The sequence below is a fragment of the Bradyrhizobium sp. NAS96.2 genome (genome assembly GCF_001908235.1).
GTDB lineage: Bacteria > Pseudomonadota > Alphaproteobacteria > Rhizobiales > Xanthobacteraceae > Bradyrhizobium.
The window spans coordinates 18,951-39,645 of record NZ_LGHK01000036.1; the positions used below are offsets into that span (position 1 = coordinate 18,951).

General features: G+C 64.7%; 19 protein-coding genes and 1 tRNA gene. 10 read left to right on the forward strand and 10 right to left on the reverse strand.

The window, feature by feature from the left end; genetic code table 11:
* Nucleotides 1-164: 164 nt before the first annotated feature.
* Nucleotides 165-2,273: an acetate--CoA ligase family protein gene (locus AC628_RS09715; protein ID WP_074126634.1), complete on the forward strand. Its 2,109-nt coding sequence runs from the start codon at nt 165-167 to the stop codon at nt 2,271-2,273.
* 149 nt (nt 2,274-2,422) lie between these two features.
* On the opposite strand, the gene AC628_RS09720 is transcribed toward AC628_RS09715, so the two are convergent.
* From AC628_RS09720 to AC628_RS09730, 3 genes are all read right to left on the reverse strand, one after another.
* Complete coding sequence (locus tag AC628_RS09720) at nt 2,423-3,223, reverse strand: enoyl-CoA hydratase/isomerase family protein (RefSeq protein WP_074126635.1); 801 nt, start codon at nt 3,221-3,223, stop codon at nt 2,423-2,425.
* A gap of 202 nt (nt 3,224-3,425) precedes the next feature.
* Nucleotides 3,426-4,586: an acyl-CoA dehydrogenase family protein gene (locus AC628_RS09725; protein WP_074126636.1), complete on the reverse strand. Its 1,161-nt coding sequence runs from the start codon at nt 4,584-4,586 to the stop codon at nt 3,426-3,428.
* 31 nt (nt 4,587-4,617) lie between these two features.
* Complete coding sequence (locus AC628_RS09730; protein ID WP_074126637.1) at nt 4,618-5,685, reverse strand: acyl-CoA dehydrogenase family protein; 1,068 nt, start codon at nt 5,683-5,685, stop codon at nt 4,618-4,620.
* A gap of 413 nt (nt 5,686-6,098) precedes the next feature.
* On the opposite strand from AC628_RS09730, the gene AC628_RS09735 reads away from it, so the two are divergent.
* Together AC628_RS09735 and AC628_RS09740 are read left to right on the forward strand one after the other, a co-directional pair.
* Nucleotides 6,099-6,824, forward strand: coding sequence for an N-acyl homoserine lactonase family protein (locus AC628_RS09735; RefSeq protein ID WP_245321116.1), 726 nt, complete (start codon nt 6,099-6,101; stop codon nt 6,822-6,824).
* 90 nt (nt 6,825-6,914) lie between these two features.
* A complete protein-coding gene (locus AC628_RS09740; protein ID WP_074126663.1) occupies nt 6,915-7,697 on the forward strand; it encodes an SDR family NAD(P)-dependent oxidoreductase in 783 nt (260 codons plus the stop codon).
* Nucleotides 7,698-7,773: 76 nt separating this feature from the next.
* Here the strand turns inward: AC628_RS09740 and AC628_RS09745 are convergent, their stop codons facing one another.
* Complete coding sequence (locus tag AC628_RS09745; RefSeq protein WP_021080200.1) at nt 7,774-8,052, reverse strand: GlsB/YeaQ/YmgE family stress response membrane protein; 279 nt, start codon at nt 8,050-8,052, stop codon at nt 7,774-7,776.
* A 36-nt stretch (nt 8,053-8,088) separates the two neighbouring features.
* The gene (locus AC628_RS09750; RefSeq protein ID WP_074126639.1) at nt 8,089-8,691 is read right to left on the reverse strand and encodes a YidB family protein; all 603 of its coding nucleotides are present in this window, start codon (nt 8,689-8,691) and stop codon (nt 8,089-8,091) included.
* A 175-nt stretch (nt 8,692-8,866) separates the two neighbouring features.
* Here AC628_RS09750 and AC628_RS09755 point away from each other — a divergent pair, with 175 nt between their 5' ends.
* Nucleotides 8,867-9,883, forward strand: coding sequence for a 2-dehydropantoate 2-reductase (locus AC628_RS09755; RefSeq protein ID WP_074126640.1), 1,017 nt, complete (start codon nt 8,867-8,869; stop codon nt 9,881-9,883).
* Between the two features lie 232 nt (nt 9,884-10,115).
* On the opposite strand, the gene AC628_RS09765 is transcribed toward AC628_RS09755, so the two are convergent.
* Nucleotides 10,116-10,520 (reverse strand): VOC family protein, encoded by a 405-nt coding sequence (locus tag AC628_RS09765; RefSeq protein WP_074126642.1) that lies wholly within the window; start codon nt 10,518-10,520, stop codon nt 10,116-10,118.
* A 108-nt stretch (nt 10,521-10,628) separates the two neighbouring features.
* On the opposite strand from AC628_RS09765, the gene AC628_RS09770 reads away from it, so the two are divergent.
* On the forward strand, nt 10,629-11,051 hold the full coding sequence (locus AC628_RS09770; protein WP_074126643.1) for a CAP domain-containing protein: 423 nt from the start codon (nt 10,629-10,631) through the stop codon (nt 11,049-11,051).
* Nucleotides 11,052-11,062: 11 nt separating this feature from the next.
* Here AC628_RS09770 and AC628_RS09775 read toward each other — a convergent pair whose 3' ends face one another.
* The 3 genes from AC628_RS09775 to AC628_RS09785 all read right to left on the reverse strand — a co-directional run bounded on the left by AC628_RS09775 (nt 11,063) and on the right by AC628_RS09785 (nt 13,876).
* Nucleotides 11,063-11,716 carry a hypothetical protein gene (locus AC628_RS09775; protein WP_083632749.1) on the reverse strand — a complete coding sequence of 218 codons (654 nt, stop codon included), beginning with the start codon at nt 11,714-11,716 and terminating at the stop codon, nt 11,063-11,065.
* Nucleotides 11,717-11,930: 214 nt separating this feature from the next.
* Complete coding sequence (locus AC628_RS09780; RefSeq protein WP_143201517.1) at nt 11,931-13,001, reverse strand: helix-turn-helix transcriptional regulator; 1,071 nt, start codon at nt 12,999-13,001, stop codon at nt 11,931-11,933.
* 224 nt (nt 13,002-13,225) lie between these two features.
* Nucleotides 13,226-13,876: a TetR/AcrR family transcriptional regulator gene (locus AC628_RS09785; RefSeq protein WP_143201518.1), complete on the reverse strand. Its 651-nt coding sequence runs from the start codon at nt 13,874-13,876 to the stop codon at nt 13,226-13,228.
* Nucleotides 13,877-13,961: 85 nt separating this feature from the next.
* On the opposite strand from AC628_RS09785, the gene AC628_RS09790 reads away from it, so the two are divergent.
* The 5 genes from AC628_RS09790 (at nt 13,962) to AC628_RS09810 (ending at nt 19,393) form a co-directional block, all read left to right on the forward strand.
* Entirely contained in the window at nt 13,962-15,467 is a 1,506-nt protein-coding gene (locus tag AC628_RS09790) for a flavin-containing monooxygenase (protein ID WP_074126647.1), read from the forward strand.
* 118 nt (nt 15,468-15,585) lie between these two features.
* Nucleotides 15,586-15,662 (forward strand) — tRNA-Arg (locus tag AC628_RS09795).
* 178 nt (nt 15,663-15,840) lie between these two features.
* Nucleotides 15,841-17,259: a UbiA family prenyltransferase gene (locus AC628_RS09800; protein WP_074126648.1), complete on the forward strand. Its 1,419-nt coding sequence runs from the start codon at nt 15,841-15,843 to the stop codon at nt 17,257-17,259.
* Nucleotides 17,260-17,261: 2 nt separating this feature from the next.
* Nucleotides 17,262-18,647 (forward strand): FAD-binding oxidoreductase, encoded by a 1,386-nt coding sequence (locus AC628_RS09805; RefSeq protein ID WP_083632745.1) that lies wholly within the window; start codon nt 17,262-17,264, stop codon nt 18,645-18,647.
* Entirely contained in the window at nt 18,647-19,393 is a 747-nt protein-coding gene (locus tag AC628_RS09810) for an SDR family oxidoreductase (RefSeq protein WP_074126649.1), read from the forward strand. Before AC628_RS09805 ends, AC628_RS09810 begins: the two co-directional genes overlap by 1 nt.
* Here AC628_RS09810 and AC628_RS09815 read toward each other — a convergent pair.
* On the reverse strand, nt 19,374-20,627 hold the full coding sequence (locus AC628_RS09815; RefSeq protein ID WP_074126650.1) for a glycosyltransferase family 87 protein: 1,254 nt from the start codon (nt 20,625-20,627) through the stop codon (nt 19,374-19,376). The genes AC628_RS09810 and AC628_RS09815 overlap by 20 nt on opposite strands.
* Nucleotides 20,628-20,695: the final 68 nt, after the last annotated feature.

The window sequence follows — 20,695 nt, forward strand, 5'->3', positions numbered from 1 at the left end:
AAACTGTCCCCGGATTACGCTGCGCTCCATCCGGGCTACGCATCATTCTTCCGTCATCCTGAGGCTCGCTCCGCTCGCACCTCAGGATGACGGGAGGAGAGGTTGAGCTCGCCGCATCGATCCAATATCGTCGAGCCTAACAAGAATAATTGGACAGCGCCCCCATGCCGCATCCGCTCGATTCCTTCTTCGCCCCAAAGAGCATCGCGCTGATCGGCGCCTCGCGCGATCACGAGAAGATCCCCGGGCGGCTGCTCGCGATGCTGCGCAAGAACGGCTATCCGGGCGCGCTCTATCCGATCAATCCGAACTATGCCGAGATCGACGGCTTGAAATGCTTCAAGTCGATCGCCGAGATCGGCGCGCCGATCGAGCTCGCCGTCATTGTGATTCCCGCGCGTGCGGTGCTGCCGGCGCTGGAGCAATGTGCAGCCGTCGGCGTCAAGAACGCGGTCATCATCTCCTCGGGTTTTGCCGAGGAGGGCGGCGACAGCGCAGCGATGCAGCATGCGATCGTGGCGCTGGCGAAGCGGACCGGAATGCGGATCAGTGGTCCCAACGCGGAAGGTTTCTACAGCCAGGTGCAAAAGGTCGCCGCGACCTTCAGCCCGACCGTCGACGTCAAGTCGGATGTGCCCGATCTGATCGCGAGCAGGCGGCGGATCGGCATCGTCGCGCAGAGCGGCGGCATTGGCTTTGCGATCTATCATCGCGCCAGGGCGCTCGGCGTCGCGCTCAGCTATGTCGTCAGCGCCGGCAATGAGAGCGACCTCGGCGCCGGCGAGTTCCTCGACTACATGGTGCAGGATCCCGCGACCGACGTGATCCTGCTGTTCATCGAGGGCATCCGCGACGTCGACAAGTTCCTGGCCGCGGCGAAGCGCGCGGCGGAGCTCAGGAAGCCCGTCATCGTCACCAAGGTCGGCCGCTCCGGCGCCGGCGAACGCGCAGCAGCCTCGCACACCGCGAGCATGGCGGGCTGGTCGGCGGCCTATGACGCGGTGTTCGCGAAATACGGCTTCATCGTCTCCAACGATCTCGACGAGGCGGTGACGATTGCCGCCGTTTTCGCAACCAATCCGCTGCCGAAGGGCGACCGCGTCGCGGTGCTGACGGTGTCCGGCGGCGCCGGCATCTGGGGCGCCGACACGGTGTCGATGCAGGGCCTGCGCGTGCCGGAGCTTTCGGCCGCGGTCCAGAGCCAGATCAAGCAATGGATGCCGTCCTATGGCGCAGCGGGCAATCCGGTCGACGTCACCGCGCAAGGCGTCTCCTCCGGCGGCCTGCAGAAGAGCATCGAGCTGTTCGATGCGTCCGATGAAGTCGATGCGACGCTGGTCGTGCTGTCGCTGTCGAGCGAGACGCGGATGCCGTTCAAGGAGGCCGAGCTGACGCCGGTGATCTCGGCGCAGCACAAGCCGGTGGTGTTCTATTCCTACACGCTGCCATCGCAATTCGCGCGGCAGGAGCTGGCGAAGTCGGGCGTGGTGGTGCTCTCGGGGCTCACCCATGTCGGCGTTGCGATGCGGCGGCTGGCGGACTATGCAACGTTCAAGCTCGCACCGGAGATGGAGGCGGCGTCGCCGGCACACGATCTCTCCGCGCATCTGAAGGCGAAGACGCTCTCCGAACATGACAGCAAGTCGCTGCTGCGCGCAGCCGGCATAGTGCTGCCCGACGAGGTGCTGGTGACCGATCGCGACGGGCTCGATGCCGCGATTGAGCGCGCGGGGTTTCCGCTTGTGATGAAGATCCAGTCGCCGGCGATCGCGCACAAGAGCGAGGTCGGCGGCGTCCGCGTCAACATCGCCGCCAAGGGGGCGGCATTCACGGCCTATCGCGACATGCTGGAGACCGTGCAGAAGGCGCGGCCGGACGCTGCGATCCAGGGTGTGCTGGTCGGGTCGATGGCCCGAAAAGGCGTCGAGATCATCGTCGGCACCATGCTTGATGCCACCTTCGGGCCGATGGTGATGGTGGGGCTCGGCGGCATCACGACCGAGCTGTTCAAGGACGTGGTCTATCGCCCGGCGCCGGTGAGCGCGGCGGAGGCGACCACGATGCTCGAGACGCTGAAGGCCGCGCCGCTGCTGCACGGCTTCCGCGGCGCACTGAGGGCGGACGCTGCAGCGCTTGCGCGGCTGATCTCGCAGATTTCAGTGCTGGCCGCGCAGCACCGAAACGAGATCGCCGAGATCGAGGTCAATCCGGTGCTGGTGCATCCGGAGGGGCAAGACGTGACGATCGTCGATGCGCTGGTGGTGCCGAAGTAATTCGGTGTCGTCCCGGCGAAAGCCGGGACCCATACGCTGCGGCTTACGAAAGAGGCACAAGCGGCGTCGGCTTCTCTTACAACTCAGTTCAGTGGTTATGGGTCCCGGCTTTCGCCGGGACGACCATGTTGAGGGAGCTGCTCTCGCGGCTACCGCCCCTTGAAGTTCGCGACGCGGCGCTCGGCGGTGGCCTTGACGCCTTCCTTGAAGTCTTCGGTGGCGCGCAGCTTGGTCTGCTCTTCCAACTCGTGGTTGGTTGCGGCGAGCACGCGGTCGGCGAGGCCGGCGCGCATGGTGGCGCGGGTCGAGACCAGGCCGAGCGGCGAGCATTCGGCGATCTCCTGCGCGAGCTTCATCGCCTCGGCGCGCACCTGATCCTGCGGCACCAGCACGTTGGCAAGGCCCCAGCGATAGGCCTCTTCGCCGGTGACGCGGCGGCTGGTGTAGAACATCAGCTCGGCGTTGTTCTTGCCGATCAGCTCCGGCAGAGTCGTGGTCAGGCCGAAGCCCGGATGGAAGCCGAGCTTGGTGAAATTCGCCGAGAAGCGCGCTTCGGGGCAAGCGACGCGGAAATCGGCGGAGACGGCAAGCCCGAGACCGCCACCGATCGCGGCGCCATGGATCGCCGCGACGATCGGCTTCTTGTTGCGGAAGATGCGCACCGCCTGAACGTAGAGATGGTTGATCGGCAGGTTCGAAGCCGGATCGCTCTTGGCGCGCTCCTCCTGCTCCTGGCGGGCCGGATCGCCGAAATTGGCGCCGGCGCAGAACGCCTTGCCCTGCGCTGCGAGCACCGAGGCGCGGATCTCGATATTGTTGTCGAACTCCTCCAGCGCGTCCGCGATCTGGTTGATCAGCGCGACGTCGAAGAAGTTCAGCGGCGGTTTGCGGATTTCAATCAGGCCGACATGGCCGTGGGTCTCGACGCCGATATCAGTGTACTTGGTCATCTCTTGTCTCCGGTAAGGCTGCAGTCTCGCGGCGCGAACGGTGTCACCTCTCCCAAGGGGAGAGGTCGATTTGCGCCAGCAAATCGGGTGAGGGGTTCTGCTCTCTCGAGGGACCCTGACCCCTCACCCGGCGCTGCGCGCCGACCTCTCCCGATGGGAGAGGTGCAGGAGCTTGCGGTGAGAGCATCGGTCCCATTGGTCATCAGCGCAAACCGAGCCCGCGGGCGATGATGCCGCGCAGCACTTCCGTGGTGCCGCCCTGGATCGTCAGCTTGGGTGCGGTCTTGATGGCGAAATCGAGCTGCTTTTCCAGCGTCTCGCGGTTGGTCGCCGTCTCCTCGACGAAGGCCGCAAGATCGCGCACCCGATGCGGCAGTTGCTGCTCCCACACCGTGCCGATGTCCTTGACGATGGAGGCTTCCACCACCGGCTCCTTGCCGGCCTGCAACATACCCGCGACCGACACTGACATGCGGCGCATGGTGTGCACCTGCGCAACCAGGCGGCCGATGCCCTCGGCGCTGCGGGTGTCCGGGTTCTTGCCGACCGCACGCACCAGCTCGGTGAGCACATAGTAGGTCTCGAGGAAGCGCTCGGGGCCACTCCGCTCATAGGCGAGCTCTGACGTCGCCTGCTTCCAGGCGCCGTCGACCTCGCCCAGCACGTGATCCTCGGGCACGAAATAGTCGGTGAACACCACCTCGTTGAACTCGAACTGGCCCGTGATCTGGCCGATCGGGTTCACCTGGATGCCCGGCTGCTTCATCTTGACCAGGAACTGGGTCAGGCCGTGGCGGCGGTTTTCCTTGGTCGGCGGCGAGGTCCGGAAGATCGCGATCATGTAGTCGGCGATGTGCGCCGACGAGGTCCAGACCTTGGTGCCGTTGATCAGATAGCCGCCGTCGGTCTTGGTGGCGCGGGTCTTCGCCGCGAACAAATCGGAGCCGGAATTCGGCTCGCTCATGCCGATGGCAAAGCACACCTCGCCGCGGCAGATCCGCGGCAGGATGTCCATCTTGATGTGCTCGGGCGCGTATTTCAGCAGCACCGGCCCGCTCTGGCGATCGGCGACGAAGAAGCGCCGGGTCGGCGCATTCGCCACCCGCATCTCCTCGGTCACCACATAACGCTCGAGGAACGAGCGTTCCTGGCCGCCATATTTCTTCGGCCAGGTCATGCCGAGCCAACCCTTGGCGCCGACGCGGCGGGAGAATTCCGGCGCGTCATTGTCCTCGCGGTTCGGCGCGTGGGGATCGAAGGTGCCGGCGGCGATTTCCTCGGCGAGGAAGGCGCGCACTTCCTTGCGGAGCTGCTCGCATTTTTCCGGCAGGCGGATCGGATCGAAACGAAGGGCTGCAGTCATGATGTCCAGTCCTGATTGTTCTGTCCTGATCTCAGCGCGAAGCCACCAGCGGCCACAATTCATCGGCGCCGCGGTCGGCGACCAGCTTGCCGAGCTCGACCGCCCAGTAGCTCTCCGAGCCGAAATCGTCGCGCCAGGCCAGCGCGCGCAGCGAATAGCGGTGCAGGATGTGCTCGATGGTGAAACCGATCGCGCCATGCACCTGATGCGCAATGCCGCTGCCCTTCTCGGCAGCTTCCGAGCAGCGGATCTTCGCCGCCGCGGCTTCGAGGAATACCGCGTCATTGTCGAGCGACTTGGCGTTGACGATGGTGTCGGCCGCCGAGGTCGCGGCGGCCAGCGCCGCGGCGTTCTCGCCGGCGAGGCGGGCGAGGTTGTGCTGCACCGCCTGGAATTTGGAGATCTTCTTCTCGAAGGCGACGCGCTCGTTGGAATAGCGCACCGAGATGTCGAGCATCGCTTCCAGCGCGCCGGCGATCTGCAGGCTGCGCACCACGCCGCCCATCAGCATCAGCGTGGTCTGGTCAAAGCCCTTGGGCGCCGGCTTGGTCGTGACCGGCTGCACCTTGTCGAGCGTGACGGTGTCGTTGTGATCGCCGCCAAGGCCGATGCTGGATTCGATCCGGCACTTCGCGGCATCGACCAGCGCGATCGAGATGCCGCCAGTGCCGCTCGCCAGCACCGCGAAATGTTTCGCGTCCTTGGCAAACGGCACGCCGCGGGCGCGGCCGGAGAGTGAGCCGTCGGCATTGAGCGTGACGCGGTCCTTCGGGCTTGCCGGCAGCACGGTCATCTCGCCTTCCGGGGAGGCGATCTTGCCCTGCGTCAACAGCCAGCCGGCCAGCATTGTTTCGGCCAGCGGAACAGCAATCGCATGGCGGCCTGCGACGTTGAGAACGCTGAAACCTTCCGCGAGGCTGGCGCCGGAACCGCCGAGATCGTCGGGCACCCAGGACAGCGGCAGGCCGGCTTCGGTCAACGCTTGCCAGAGCGGCGCCTTCCATGCGCCCTGCTTGTCGTGATTGATGGTCTGGGCATCCGCGAGATCGGCGAAAATCTTTTCCGCGGTCTCGGCGACGATGTTTTCACTCTCCGCCACAGCGTTCCTCGTGTTGATTGGCTTGGGTCCGGCCGCCAGGCAGGCCCTGCTTGCGGTGTTGTCTTGCGCTCAATGATGCGGAAAAGCCATAGCCGTGACAAGCGTTGCCCGCAGGGCCACTTGCGCAGATGGCATAAAGCCGGGTGCGGCGTGTGAATTCCGCATTGTGAACTTTCGAGCGCCTCGGTTTGTATGCCACGCGCGGCAGCAGATTGGCCGGCGGCACCGCTTCAGTCCGCCAGATGAAACTGGGTCATGGTCCGCAGGAGGCGGCAGGTTCATGGCGCTCGGCCCCGCCGCCGAGGCCAGGTAGAGCGAGGGCATATGAGTTTCCGTCAACCCATGTTTAGCTTGAGGCTGAAATCAGAGGTGCCGTGATGAAGATGCATATGTTGTCGGGTGGACGCCTGCGGATGTCCAAGCGGACCTATCTGCCTGATGCGCCGCGCGGCGAGACGATCGACCTTCCGGTGTCCTGCGTGCTGTTGCGGCATACGCAGGGCAATGTGCTGTTCGACACCGGATGCCATCCCGATGTCGCGACCGACCCCGAAGGGCGGCTCGGCACGCTTGCCAAATACATGCGCCCGATCATGCCGGCGGACGATCACGTGCTGACAAGCCTGAAGGCTGTCGGACTTGGGCCTGATGATATCGACGTGGTGATCTGTTCCCACCTGCACACCGATCATTGCGGCTGCAACGCCTTCTTCAAGAAGGCGACGATCTTCGTCCACGCGCTGGAGGTCGAGGCCGCGAATGCCGATAACGCGTTCGATCGCGGATACATCAAAGCGGATTGGGACCATCCGCTGAAGATGGAGATCTTCGATAAGCAGATGGATTTGTTCGGCGACGGCAATTTGACGCTGGTCCCGCTGCCGGGACATTCCAAGGGAACGACCGGCGCGCTGGTCAAGCTGGACCAGAGCGGCGAATTCCTGCTTGCCGCCGACGCGCTGAGCGTGCGCGCCAATCTCGACCAGCGAATTTCTCCGCGGAACAGCCTCGATGTCGATCAATTCCTGAAATCGCTCGACGAGATTGCCAGGCTCGAGGCGTCAGGCGTCAAGATCATCTGCGGCCATGACGCTGCGCAATGGGCCAGCCTGCAGAAGGGCCCGAACGCCTATTTGTAATGGACCGGCGCGGTTTGCAGGTGTATTTCCGCGCGATATGGTATGCCACCGCCGGAGATCATCTGGCTCACAACAACAAGGAAAATGCAGATGTCCAAGGATGGTTTGTGCGCGATCGTGACCGGATCGGCATCGGGCCTCGGCGCCGCTACCGCGCAAATCCTCGCCACGCACGGCGCGCGCCTCATCATCAACTATTCCAACAGCAAGGCGGAAGCCGAAGCGACCGCGGAAGCCTGCCGCAAGCAGGGCGCCGAGGTGCTGGTGGTGCAGGGCGACGTCTCGCGCGATGAGGATTGCAAGAAGATCGCGGCCGCCGCGCAAGGCTGGGGCCGGCTCGACGTGCTCGTCAACAATGCCGGCACCACCAAGCACGTGCCGCATCACGATCTCGACGGCCTGACCGCGGACGATTTCCAGCGCATTTATGCCGTCAACACCATCGGCCCGTTCCAGATGGTTCGCGCCGCGCGTGCGCTGCTTGAGGCCGGCGCGAAAGCCTCGGGTTGTCCGTCGGCGGTGGTCAACGTCTCCTCGGTCGCCGGCATTTCCGGTGGCGGATCGTCGGTGGCCTATGCCGCGAGCAAGGGCGCGCTCAACACCATGACGCAGTCGCTGGCGCGCGCGCTGGCGCCGCTGATCCGTGTCAACACGGTGTGTCCGGGCTATATCGATACGCCGTGGTTCACCAAGGGCCGCGGCGAGGCCGGCGCGAAGCAGGTGCGCGATACCGTGGTCGCGCGGGTGCCGCTGAAGGTTGCGTCAACGGCCGAAGATATCGCCAATCTGGTCTGCTTCCTGGCGAGCCCGGCGTCGAGCAACATGACCGGTGAATTCGTCCGCATGGACGCCGGCATGCACCTCATTCAGTGACGCAGTGCCGCTGCAGAAACGAAAATGCCCGGGGCAGCCCGGGCATTTTTATTTTGAGCCAGTGTTCGGCTTGCCGTCACTTGTTTCCGATATCCGGGATCACGCGTGCCGCGACCAGCCGGTTCCAGATGAACAGCACCACCAGCGCGCCGATCGTGGCGGTGATGAAGCCAGCGCCCTGTTCAGGACCGTAATGGCCGATGGCCTGGCCGATGAAGGTCGCGAGAAAGGCGCCGGCGATGCCGAGCACGGTGGTGAGAATGAATCCGCTGGGATTGTTCGGTCCCGGTGACAGGAACCGCGCGATGATCCCCGCGACAAAGCCGACGATGATGACCCAGATGATGCCGCCCATGACTGTCGTCCTCCTCAGATGCAATCAACGCTGCCGCTAAAGCCTGCCGCGCAGTTCGTCGCCGCTCGGCAGCCGCCCGTCCGGCGTCAGATGATTGATCGCGTCGGGCAGATACTGGCTCAAGCCCTGCAGCAATTGGTCGCGCGACATGCCGCTCTGCGACGCCAGCGAGTCGATCTGGTCGGCGCCGAGCGCGTTGGCGAGATCGCCGGGCGATATCTGCTTGTTGGGACCATTGCTGACCCAGGAGTTCGCCGTATCGCCATGGCCCTTCTGCTGCAGCTGGTTGAGCAGATCTCCGAGGCCGCCGCTGAGCACGGTGCCGGCCGCGCCGCCGGCGAGAAGACCGCCAAGCCCGCCCTTGAGCAGATCACCCAGCCCGCCGCCACCAGCGCCGCCGGGCAGACCAGCGGTGACATTGCCGGGAAGCTGTGGCGCCTGCGCCGGGGTCGGCTGAGGAGTGGTTGCGCCCGGCTGGCCGCCGGTGAAATGCTTGACCGCCTTCCAGGCGAGCAGCGCCAGGATGGCCATGGTCATCGGCGACATTCCGCCGCTGCTCGAACTGTCGGATGGTGCGCTTGGCGCGCTCGGTCCGCGGGGGCCGTTCTGCATGCCGTTGAGTACGTCGAGTAAACCCATGATCGTCTCCTGCCGCAACCGTGCCCCGAGCGGGAAACATAGCTTCGGCCCATGACGGTTACAAGGCGGGCCACCCGGCGGCGGCGCATCGAAATAGGCAGGCAACCCCAGGTCTGCTATCGAAGTCTGCTATCGAGGTCTGCTATCGAGCTCTGATGAACGGACGTTTAGCCAGATGAACGCGGACCGGCCGATCGGGATTGCGGGTGCCGGAAGCATCGGTTGCTTCGTCGGCGGCATGCTGGCTGCGTCGGGCCGCCGCGTCGCATTGCTGGCGCGGCCGCGGCTGATCCAGGAGATCGCAGGCAACGGCTTGCGGGTGAGCAGTTTCGACGGTTCGGAGCGGATGGTGCCGGCCGACCGGCTCATTCTGTCCGACGATCCGTCGATCCTGCGCGACGCCCAGACCGTGCTGGTGACGGTGAAGAGCGCTGATACCGGCGAGATCGCCGAACTGATCGCGCGCCACGCATCCACTGACACCGCGGTGATCAGCCTGCAGAATGGCGTCGGCAATGTGCCGCTGCTGCGCGATCGCTTGCTAGGCCGCAAGGTGCTCGGCGGCATGGTGCCGTTCAACGTGGTCGCGCTCGGCGACGGCCGCTTTCATCGCTCGACCTCGGGCGACATCGTGATCGCGCAGGATGATGCCGGCACCGCGGCACGGCTTTCGGTGCCCGGTCTTGCGATCAAGGCTACCGCCAATATCGACGGCGTGCAGTGGGGCAAGCTGATCGTCAATCTCAACAACGCGCTCAATGCGCTGTCCAACATTCCGCTGCGGCAACAGCTCGCGCAGCGCGGTTGGCGGCAACTGTTCGCCGACCAGATGGCGGAGGGTTTGGCCGCGGTTCGCGCCGAAGGCATCGCGCCGGTGTCGCCGACGCCGCTGCCGTCGAGCTGGATGCCGCATCTGCTGCGGCTGCCTGATGCACTGTTCGGCATGCTGCTTGGCCGAACCATGAAGATCGATCCGGAAGCGCGCTCCTCGATGTGGGAGGATCTGCAGCGTCGCCGCCGCACCGAGATCGACTATCTGCAGGGCGTGATCACCGCGATCGCGGATCGCCGCGGGCTCGAGGCTCCGCTGTCGCGCCGCATCATCGCGCTGATCCGGAAGGCCGAGGCCGACGGCAAGGGCTCGCCGGGGCTGACGGCTGAGCAGATTCGCGATGGACAACCGAGGAGGTGACATCATGAAGCGATCTTGCATCATGTTGCTCTCGCTCGTTGCGCTGGGCTTCGGCCCGGTTCGCGCGGCACCGCCCACCGTCACACCATCGCCGGGCTATGATGCGCGCTTGCAGGAGCAGCGCGCGGCGGCCGCGGCATCCAGCCGATCGGCCATGCCTGTGCACAAGCCGGTCATGCATCGCCATCACAAGCGCGCTCGCACACGCTGATCGCAGAGAAGACCTCAGCGGCTAGATATCCGCGTAAACTTCGAGCAGATTACCGTCGGGATCGCGGAAGAACAGCGTGCGGTGTCCGAAGGATTGGTTGGTGGGCGGTGACAGCAGCGCGAAACCGAGGCGCACCAGTTCGTCGGCGCATTGATCGACCTGGGCCGGCAACACCTTGAACGCGAGCTGTAGCGCAGCGGTGCCGCCAGGTATCGGCGCATCGTCAGCGGTGCGGCTCGGTTTCGCGAGCGCCAACGTGTTGCCGCCGACACGGAACTCGATCCAGTTCGGTGACAGCTCGCGGATCAGCGGAAATCGGAGGATATCCTCATAAAAGCGGCGCATCGCCGCCATGTCGCGCACGAAGATCACAGTATAGTCGATCGCCTTGATCGCGTGAAACGGCGATGACTGCTGTTCGCTCATGTGTGGATCCCCTATAGATGATCGCTCGTCTTGCACCAATCATTTTCGCATGACGGGTGCGACATCGACAACCACATCGCTTTTGGCGCCATGATCCGACGACTTGTGATGAGATCAGTATTCCTCGCGCTGACCCTTGTGCTCGGCCTGACCACGGCTGCAAGCGCCGCCGACTATGCCGGCTCGATCAGTGCCTACCGGCGCGCCAACCGCATGCCGGCGGTGAAGCTCAATGCGAAGCTGAATGCGATGGCGCTGAAGCAGGCGCAGGCGATGTCGGCGACGGGATCGGTCAGCCATTCCGCCGGCGGCAGCTTCTTCACGCGCATCGCACCTCTGAAGAAGCAGCGGGCCGCAGAAAATATCGGCGCCGGCTTCATCGCCTTCGCCGAGATGCTGAAGCAGTGGGAGAACTCGGCGGGGCACCGCGAGAACCTGCTGATGCCGGGCGCCAAGCGCGTCGGGGTCGCCTATGTCGACAATCCGAAGTCGCCGTATCGCAGGTTCTGGGCGATGGTGATTACGGACTGACTAGTCTAGCGTCAGTTGCGCTTCGCAACCTTGGTCGGCGGCGGCGATGCTGGCGTGAACAGTTTCTTCAGACCGTCCAATCCTTCGGAGAGCCGCGGCCATTCGCAGGAGAACGAGCCCTTCACGCAGCTTCCGGCCTGTGGCCGCACCCTAGGAAGAGGCACGGCGGCGACCCGTGGCTTCGCCGGCCGTGCGATCGGGGCGGGGACTTTTGCCGCCTCGCTGTGCACGGGCTCATTGTGCAATGACGCTTGCTGGATCTGCGGCGGCCGCTCCTGCTTTTCCTGCCGCTCGAGCTGCTTGGCATTGAACGCCGCGACAATGCTGGAACGGCGCTCCTTCTCGAGATAGCCGGTATATTCCTGGTCGATCTTCTTCTGCTCGTCCGGCGTCGGATTGGGACCGGCGATGTCGAAGCTGCGGTCCTGCATGAAGTCGTAATAGGTGTAGCCGCCGCCGGGCTTGCGGCGTCCGGCAAACTTGGCGTTGCAGTCGGCGAGTTGCGCGGTCTTGTCTTGCTTGGTCTTCGCCTTCTCGGCGAGGTCGGCGCAATCCTCGAAATCCTTCGGGGCGCTGCGCCACCATTGCGCATGCGCACGCATCGGCGCCAGCGCAAACGCGGCGACAAACACGGCAACAGCCAACGTCGATGATCGTGACGGCATCACGGACATTGCAAGCAAACCCGAACGACACAGAGTGAGCAGATTGTCGCCATTTTAGTGACGCTTGTCACCCGGGAACCCGACGATTTCCCTCACCCTGTGGAATGCCGCCGATACCCCTGTGTCCGGTGGAACACAGCCGTGCGGTATTGGAATATCTCAAGAATTTTCAGCGAAGGTGACCGGAACTTCAGAACAATTCGTCTCGAATTGCTCACTTCACCCGGTGCAGCAATGCGACCAGTTCCGCCTGCCGATGCGTGCCGGTTTTCTGGAAAATCGTCTTGAGCTGATTGCGCGCGGTGGCAAGGGCAACGCCGGCCTCCTGTGCCGCCGCTTCGACTGAATCGCCGCGCGCAAGCCGCGTGGCGAGGCGTGCCTGCGCCGGCGTCAGTTCGAAGGTCGCCGCCAGCAGCGCAGAATCGAATGCGGCGCTGCCTTCGAGATCGCGGATCAACAGGATCGCGCGCGCGCCCAGGAACGGTGAGCGCGCGGCGGGAGGCACCGGCTGCATCTGGATCACGATCGGCCGCTTGTCGATCCTGCGCACCACGATCGGCGCTGTCGGGAGCGGGTGCAGGTCCGAACTGTGGGCCAGCAGATCAATCAGCCGGGTCAGATCGGCATTGGCCTGCCGGTCGAGCAGAGTGAGGCGGTTGTTGCGGATCGCAAGGTCATGGCCGAGGCAGCTTTCCGCGTGGGCGTTCATGCCGATGACGGCGCCGAAGCGGCCGACGGCAATCGCCGCGACCTGGATCAGGTCGAGCGCACTGGTGATGCCCGAGATCGCCGAGCGGCCGACGACGGTGGACAGCGTCGCGGCTTCAGTCAGCCGTGCCGACACGCGCGAGAGTGCCTTGACCTCGTCGGCGTCGAACATGCCTTCCTTCGGCGAACGCTGGATGCTCAGTGCCCACAATGCCGGGCCGGCGCGGAAGCCGATCCCCGCAAACCATTTCAGCCCGAACTCGCCGAGCGTCGCATAGAGCGGGTCGCGCAGCATCTCCTCTTCGCCACCGAACAGGTCCGCATCGGTGATGACATTGGTGCCAGCCAGCATCAGGGGCACGCCGCGTGCCGCGCGGATGTCGGTGAGATGAAAATTCTGCGGGAAATAGGTCTTGGTGAAATATTCGCTGATCGATTCCGAGCGCGGAATGTCCTCGGTGCGGATATCGCTCTGAAGCATCGCAGCCCCGGTCGCGCCGACGGCCGCGCAGACCTCGTCCATGAAGGACGGCCAGGTCGCGGGATCGAGAACCACGTCGCCAAGGCGCGAGGTCACGTCGTCCAGCCTGTGCACGTCGACCAAAGGCTTAAGCTCCGCCTGATGCAGTTTTTCGTTGTTTCGCAAGGCGAAACAAGAAAGCCTGGTTGCGCCCGGTACCGGGCATAAGACAACCCAGGCCGCCGGTCATGCAAGCTAAATCAGCGGCGCAGCCTCGGGCCAGGCCGGAAACCCCGGCGAAACATAATCGAAAATCGGCGAGCGGTGTGGACCCCCCCCCGCTACCGCAAACGCAAGTCCCGGCGGCGATCGGCCTCGGTTAATGCGACGCGGCAGAAGCTGGCGGCGATCGCGACGACGTCCTCCACGGTTTGCGGATATTGCTTCGAGACCCAGCGTAGCGCGATCGAGATAACCGCGCCGACCATGCCGGTCGAGAGCAGCGTCGCAGCCGCGCCCCTGTCTCCGTGTTTCGCATCGAGCACCGGCGGCACCAGGATGTCGCTGAAGACACGCCCGGCGTCGAGCTTGACGGCATCGACCGCCGGGCTGATGCCGGAGATTTCCAGCAGGAAGACCCGCGCCGGCTTCGGATGCTGCTTCAGCCGGGTAAAATACAGCGTCAGCGCGGCGTGCAGTCTTGCTTCGGCATCGTCGCCGGCCGCCGCGGCGGCAGCCGTCATTTCCTCGTGCAGATGGCCGACGACATGGTTGTAGGCGGCGATCAGCAGCGCTTCGCTGTTGGCGAAGGACTCGTAGAAATAGCGCTCGGTCAGCTCAGCGGCCTCGCAGATCGCCTTCACAGTCGCGCTGCGATAGCCGACCTCGCCATAGACCTCGATCGCCGCGTCGATCAGCTTCAGCCGCCGCTCGGTGCGGCGCTCGTCGGCGTCCATACCGCCATAGAGGCGGGCTTTCCGGCTGCTTGCCATGAAAAGTGTATTGACATGAGCCATTGTCAGATGTCAAGTTATCTGACAATAAAGATTGTCAATTCTGCCACGGGAGGGTCAGTGCATGTCCGCTCAGTTCGACGTGTTGATCGTGGGTGCCGGGTTGTCGGGCATCGGCGCCGGCTATCATCTGCAAACCAACTGTCCGGACCGCAGCTACGCCATTCTCGAAGGCCGCGATTGCATCGGCGGGACCTGGGACCTGTTCCGCTATCCCGGCATCCGCTCCGACTCCGACATGTACACGCTCGGCTATTCGTTCCGGCCGTGGACCGAGCCGAAGGCGATCGCCGACGGGCCGTCGATCCTGAACTATGTGCGCGAGACCGCGCGCGCGTATGGCATCGACAAGAAGATCCGCTTCAACCACCGCGTCGTGCGCGCCGACTGGTCGTCGGCCGATTCGCAGTGGACGGTCGAAGTCGAGCGTGGGCCGGAGCAGACGATCGAGCGTCTCACCTGCAACTTCCTGTTCATGTGCAGCGGCTACTACAAATATGAGCACGGCTACACGCCTGACTTCCCCGGCATCGCCGATTTCGCCGGCCGCGTCGTCCATCCGCAGAAATGGACCGACGACATCGACTATGCCGGCAAGAAGGTGGTGGTGATCGGCAGCGGCGCGACCGCTGTGACCCTGGTGCCGGAAATGGCCAAGACCGCCGCCCATGTCACGATGCTGCAGCGTTCACCGACCTATGTCGTGGCGCGGCCGGACGAGGATAAGGTCGCCAACTGGCTGCGGGCGCGGCTGCCGGCGAAGCTCGCCTACGGCCTCACGCGCTGGAAGAACGTGCTGTTCGGGATGTATTTCTACCGGCTCTGCAAGCGCCATCCGGAGCGCGTGAAGAAGCTGATCCTCGGCGGCGTGCGCCACGCGCTCGGCCCCGACTACGATATCGCGACGCATTTCACGCCGCGCTACAATCCGTGGGACCAGCGGCTTTGCCTGGTGCCGAACGGCGATCTCTTTCGATCCTTGCGCAGCGGCGGATCGTCCGTCGTTACCGAACAGATCGAGACCTTCACGCCCGGCGGCATCAAGCTGAAGTCCGGCAACGTGCTCGATGCCGACGTTGTGGTGACCGCGACCGGCCTCGATCTGCAGGTGCTCGGCGGGCTCGAGATCAAGGTCGACGGCGCGCCCATCGATCTGTCGAAGACCATGAACTACAAGGGGCTGATGTACTCGGGCGTGCCGAACCTCGCCGCGGCGTTCGGCTACACCAACGCATCCTGGACGCTGAAATGCGACCTGACCTGCGAATATGTCTGCCGCATGCTCAACCACATGAAGGCGAACGGCTACGCGCAGGTGACGCCACGGCGGAACGATCCGACGGTGACCGAACTGCCCTGGGTGGATTTCTCCTCGGGCTATATCCAGCGCGCCGCTGCCAGGTTCCCCAAGCAGGGCTCGCGCCGGCCGTGGCGGCTCTACCAGAACTATGCGCTAGATATCATGACGCTGCGGTTCGGCTCGCTGAAGGATGAGGCGATCGAGTTTCTGCCGGCACGCCGGACCAGTGCGGCGGATGCCGCCGCGAATCCGGCGCGGCAGGTGGCGTAACGCACGACGCGGCGAACCAGGCACAACTTCGCGCGCGCCCGGTCTGGCGCGGGCTGGCGATCATTCGGCTCCTCTGCTATGGGAGGGCTGCGCCCGCATGCTTCGCGGCGGGCGGTGCGGTCCCGTAGCTCAGCCGGATAGAGCGACGGTTTCCTAAACCGTAGGTCGGAAGTTCGAGTCTTCCCGGGATCGCCATTTTCCGCCTGGTTGCGCGCAGCACACGCCATCGGCGGCCGCCTCCACCCCTCATCGAAGCCGCAACGGCCTTTGCGCTGCCTTCCGGCGTCGGTGTGGCGGGCATCTGCCTCCAAATTCACCCCAAATTAGGGAACGCTCCGGACAATGGGGAGGGGGCCACCGAAAGTCCGCGCGCATGCGAGCTAGCGTTCCAGAACGGGTTGAAGAGGGCGGCAGCGCCGCCCTTCGCGATCCGCTGCGTCCAGGCGGCCGGCCGCTCGTTGTCGATGTCGACGAGGTGATGGTGCCGGGAAGCGCCGTCCCGGCGAGTATCGCTGCCGAATTGAGCGGTCGCTTTCTCGCGGTCACCGCGGCGATTGCTACCGCGTTCGGATCGGAAGCGCGATCGACGCATGTTGCCGATACGTCGGGTTTCGATCCATCCCGCGCTCAGTTCGACCGTGACGCGGTGACCTTCCTCCTGCAGGTGCTGGGCGAAGGCCGCCCGGTCTATCTCTGTTCGGAAAATTGCTCCGAGCCGTTCGTCAGCGCGGTTGCCGAGCATCTCGGCGTCTTCACCGCCTGGGCTGCCGCACCGCCTGGCCGGTCGACGGTGGCGCGGAACGAAGACCTGCCGCCCGTGTTGCGCCAGGGCTTTGACTACATCGGCAGCGCAACGGTCGCATTGCCGGACTTCGCATCGCGCGTGGCGCGCCCCGGTCGATCCGAACCGGCTGCGTCCGCGCCGGCCGGTGTGCACAGCTGGCTGAAGTTGCTCCGGGTGCATCAATACGCGAAGAACGCCCTCGTGCTGGTGCCGCTGTTGACCGCGCATCAATTTACGCTGGGCCCGGCGGCGACGTCGCTGCTTGCGGTGATCGCATTCTCGCTCTGCGCGTCAGGCGCCTACATCCTGAACGACATACTCGACATCAGGGCCGACCGCGCGCATCCGGCCAAGCGCGACCGTCCGATCGCAAGCGGTGCGATCTCGGCGCCGCACGCTGTCGGCGCGATGGCTCTGGCGCTAACAGCCGCATTCGCGATCGCCTTGTGCATATCGGTCGAATTCGGCGGTGTCCTGCTCGGTTATTTTGCGCTGACCACCTCCTATTCGCTGTGGCTCAAACGTGTCGCGATCGTCGACGTCGTCGTACTGGCGGCGCTTTATACCGTCCGCGTGATCGGCGGAGCGGTCGCGATCAATGTGCCGATGTCGGAATGGCTGCTCGCGTTCTCGCTGTTCATCTTCATGTCGCTGGCGCTGGTGAAGCGTCACATCGAACTCGCCAGTCAGCCGGACGGCGCCGTCCTGGCGGCGCGCGGCTACCAGGTCGACGACAAGTCGATGATCGCGATCCTCGCCGCGGCATCGGGCTTCAATGCCGTCGTGATTTTCACGCTCTACATCTCGTCCGATACGGTTCGTGCGCTCTACAGCCATCCGCAACTGCTTTGGGTCTGCTGCCCGATCCTGATGTACTGGATCGGCCGCGTGATGCTGTTCGCGCAGCGCGGATTGATCGACGACGATCCGGTGATGTTCGCGCTCCGGGATCGCGCCAGCTGGGTCGCGCTTGGCGCGATCGGCGTCATCATGCTTGCCGCCATCTAGCGATGCCGGCGGCTGCATTGCCAGGACGCGCGACGGCGAGCTCCAATCCGGGCGGGATTGCCCTGTCCGGCTGGGGCAACTATCCGAAGGTGTCGACCAAATTGCTGGCGCCGCGGACGCTCGCGGGCGCACGGGACCATCTGCTCGGGCGGTCCGGCGTCGTCGCGCGCGGCGCGGGCCGCGCCTACGGCGATGCGGCGATCGGCACGCACACCACGATTTCGACGCGCGGCCTGAACCGGATGCGGAGCTTCGATGCCGCAACCGCCCAGTTGACGGTCGAAGCCGGCGTGACGATCGCCGACATCCTTGCCGCGTTCGGGCCGCGTGGCTTTTTCCTGAAGGTCGTGCCCGGCACGAAATTCGTGACCGTCGGGGGCGCGATCGCGGCCGACGTGCATGGCAAGAACCACCATCGCGACGGCGGCTTCGGCACGATCGTCGAGTCATTCCGCCTCGCGCTGCCGAGCGGCGAGATAGTCACCTGCTCACGCGCGGAGAACGCTGCACTGTTCATGGCGACGCTCGGAGGCATGGGCCTGACCGGCATGATCCTCGAGGCGACGTTGCGGCTGCTCCCGATCGAGACGGCCTGGCTGCGGCAGGACACGCGCGTCGCCGGCAATCTCGAGGCGGCGATCGATCTGCTGGAAGGCAGCGCATCGGCCACCTATTCGGTGGCCTGGATCGACTGCCTTGCACGCGGTGCTGCGCTTGGACGATCGCTGGTCTATCTGGCCGAGCACGCCACGCGCCGTGACAAGGAATTGCTGGGGCCCGAGCTCGCGCCGTTTCCCAGCCCTCGCATGTCGCGGCTATCGGTGCCGGAGCTGTTTCCTGGCTGGCTGCTCAACCGCGCATCGATGCGAGCGTTCAACGAGCTGTACTTCCGCCGCGGCGCTGCGCAGCAGGGCAGACCGCGGCTCGTGCATTGGGATCCCTACTTCTTCCCGCTCGATGCGATCGCCGACTGGAACAGGATCTATGGCCGGCGCGGCTTTGTGCAATATCAATGTGTGATCCCGCAGGCGCGCGCTCGCCGCGTGCTTGCTGACATCCTGGACCGGGTCTCGCGGCGCGGCGATGCGTCGTTTCTTGCCGTGCTCAAGCAGCTCGGCGATGGCGATGGACCGATGTCGTTTCCGCTGCGAGGCTATACATTGACGATGGACTTTCCGGTCAGCGACCCGCTGTTCGGGTTTCTTGACGAGCTTGATGCATTGGTGGTCGATGCCGGCGGCCGGCTCTACCTCGCCAAGGACGCGCGGCAATCCCGCGCGACATTCGAATCCGGATATCCCCGCCTTGCGGCCTTGCGGGACATCCGTCAGCAGACCGGGGCGGATACGCGCCTAGTCTCCCACCTTTCAGCACGGCTTGGAATTTGATGACCGGCACAAAATCGATTCTGGTGATCGGCGGCAGCTCGGATATCGGGCACGCGACGGCGCTGCGCTATGCAAGGGAGGGCTGGCGCGTGACACTTGCCGCTCGCGACCTCGAGGCCGCGCAGCGCAACGCGGATGATATCAGGACGCGCAGCGGCGTCGTAACGACGGTTCAATCGCTCGACGTGCTGCAGACCGCGCAGCTTGCAGGCTTCGTCGCCGGCCTGTCCGTGCTCCCCGACACCGTGGTATGCGTCGTCGGAGAACTCGGCGATCAACAGCGTGCGCAGACCGATCCCGAGCTTGCGACGACGATCATGCGCACCAATTTCGAGGCGCCGAGCCTGCTGCTCGAACAATTCGCGCAACGCTTCGAGGCGCGCGGCTCGGGAACCATCATCGGGGTCAGCTCGGTCGCCGGCGATCGCGGGCGGGCGTCGAACTACTATTACGGCGCGGCCAAGGCCGGCTTCTCGCAATTCCTGTCTGGCCTGCGCAATCGCCTCGCGCTCGCGGGCAAGGTCCGCGTCATCACCGTCAAGCCCGGTTTCGTGCGCACCAGGATGACCGCGCATATGAAGCTGCCGGCGCACCTGACCGTCGATCCGGACCGGGTTGCGGAGGATATCTACCTCGCCGATGTGACGAGGCCGCGCGACGTGATCTATGTGGCCCGGCGGTTCCAGCTGGTGATGACGATCATCTGCGCGCTGCCGGAGGCGATCTTCAAGCGGATGCGCATCTGACGGTCGGTCCGCTGACTGCTTCCGTCCCTGAGCTGCGCAGCAGCACAATGCCGACAATGAGCGCGATCAGCGGAATGATCGCAAAACCGCCGATCGAGAACGTGCTGAGCGCCTGTTCGCCGTTGTGGGAAGACGCCATCTGCGTCGCTTGCAGGTAGCCGAACGCTCCGATCGGAATCGGCAAGGCGTAGATGATCCCTCGTTCCCGCTCGCGCGCACTTGTCAGCAGCGCCGGCAACAGCAGCGCGAGGCCGACGCTGAAGATCAGGAAGTCGTAGTCGTAGGCGTAGGGGCTGATGCAGACCGACACGATCGCGACGAGGCCGAGGCGCTCGCGGGCCGGCATCGGCCGGTAGGCTGCAATGAGGACCACGGCAAGCGCCAGCACCGCGACGACACCTTGGGCGACAAACGCTGCCGACGCGGACAACCCCGCGGTTCGCAACGCGGCATAGATCGAGATCATGCGATGCATCGGGTAACTGCCGTGCTCCAGGAACACCGACGAATCGCGCACGCTCTGCAGGAATGCACTCCAGATCTCGACGCCGAAGACCGCCGTGCAGATCGCTGAGCTGATCAGCACGACGGCGGCGGCTGTCATCACCACGATCCAGGACCGCCGCAGCACGGCGTAGACCGCGAACGCGATCGCGAGATGCGGCTTGATGATCATGAGGCCAAGGGCGGTCCCCGCAAGGATTGGCCGCTCGTGGAAGAACAGGCAGGCCATTCCGATCAGCGCGGCCGTCAGCAGGCCGTTCTGTCCGCAGGCTAGCGTGATCCCGATCGTCGGAAAGAACACGATGAGCACGAGCACGAAGTTATCGCCTGCGAGGCGGCGCAGCACGGCGAGGTAAAGCGTCAGGGTCGAGGCCGCGAACAGCAGATAGGCAATCCCGACCGGGATCAGCGCGAACGGAGCCAGCAGCAGGCTGAACTGCGGCGGATAGGTCCATGACATGAAGCCATCATGCCCGCCCGACGCCTCTCTCTGGATGACGATCAGCTTCGCGAACTGATAGGCCTGATCCACTGTGCCGAGCCACACCAGTTTTGCGGTGATGTAGAAGGCGGCAAAGTCGACGAGCTCGCGGCCGTGCCCGAGCCCCACGCGCGCGAGCCAGACGGCCTTAAAGACGATGGCGACAGCCAGAAGCGCGAGGATTCCGCTGATGTAAGCGGTTCGCTTCGAGGTGGTCGACCGAATTGCTTCAAGGGTAGTCACGAACATCAAGCTGGGCCCTGTTTCGGCAATTCAGGCTAGGTCGAATAGGTTAAGCAGTCGAAAAATCGGGCGGG

What these genes read in the sequence shown, in the direction of transcription:
- AC628_RS09815 (WP_074126650.1), bottom strand. Translation starts at nt 20,627, where the DNA reads ATGTTCGTGACTACCCTTGAAGCAATTCGGTCGACCACCTCGAAGCGA.
- AC628_RS09765 (WP_074126642.1), bottom strand. Translation starts at nt 10,520, where the DNA reads ATGAGCGAACAGCAGTCATCGCCGTTTCACGCGATCAAGGCGATCGAC.
- AC628_RS09790 (WP_074126647.1), top strand. Translation starts at nt 13,962, where the DNA reads ATGTCCGCTCAGTTCGACGTGTTGATCGTGGGTGCCGGGTTGTCGGGC.
- AC628_RS09735 (WP_245321116.1), top strand. Translation starts at nt 6,099, where the DNA reads ATGTCCAAGCGGACCTATCTGCCTGATGCGCCGCGCGGCGAGACGATC.
- AC628_RS09785 (WP_143201518.1), bottom strand. Translation starts at nt 13,876, where the DNA reads ATGGCAAGCAGCCGGAAAGCCCGCCTCTATGGCGGTATGGACGCCGAC.
- AC628_RS09715 (WP_074126634.1), top strand. Translation starts at nt 165, where the DNA reads ATGCCGCATCCGCTCGATTCCTTCTTCGCCCCAAAGAGCATCGCGCTG.
- AC628_RS09805 (WP_083632745.1), top strand. Translation starts at nt 17,262, where the DNA reads ATGCCGGCGGCTGCATTGCCAGGACGCGCGACGGCGAGCTCCAATCCG.
- AC628_RS09720 (WP_074126635.1), bottom strand. Translation starts at nt 3,223, where the DNA reads ATGACCAAGTACACTGATATCGGCGTCGAGACCCACGGCCATGTCGGC.
- AC628_RS09740 (WP_074126663.1), top strand. Translation starts at nt 6,915, where the DNA reads ATGTCCAAGGATGGTTTGTGCGCGATCGTGACCGGATCGGCATCGGGC.
- AC628_RS09750 (WP_074126639.1), bottom strand. Translation starts at nt 8,691, where the DNA reads ATGGGTTTACTCGACGTACTCAACGGCATGCAGAACGGCCCCCGCGGA.
- AC628_RS09770 (WP_074126643.1), top strand. Translation starts at nt 10,629, where the DNA reads ATGAGATCAGTATTCCTCGCGCTGACCCTTGTGCTCGGCCTGACCACG.
- AC628_RS09755 (WP_074126640.1), top strand. Translation starts at nt 8,867, where the DNA reads ATGAACGCGGACCGGCCGATCGGGATTGCGGGTGCCGGAAGCATCGGT.
- AC628_RS09810 (WP_074126649.1), top strand. Translation starts at nt 18,647, where the DNA reads ATGACCGGCACAAAATCGATTCTGGTGATCGGCGGCAGCTCGGATATC.
- AC628_RS09775 (WP_083632749.1), bottom strand. Translation starts at nt 11,716, where the DNA reads ATGCCGTCACGATCATCGACGTTGGCTGTTGCCGTGTTTGTCGCCGCG.
- AC628_RS09725 (WP_074126636.1), bottom strand. Translation starts at nt 4,586, where the DNA reads ATGACTGCAGCCCTTCGTTTCGATCCGATCCGCCTGCCGGAAAAATGC.
- AC628_RS09800 (WP_074126648.1), top strand. Translation starts at nt 15,841, where the DNA reads ATGCGAGCTAGCGTTCCAGAACGGGTTGAAGAGGGCGGCAGCGCCGCC.
- AC628_RS09745 (WP_021080200.1), bottom strand. Translation starts at nt 8,052, where the DNA reads ATGGGCGGCATCATCTGGGTCATCATCGTCGGCTTTGTCGCGGGGATC.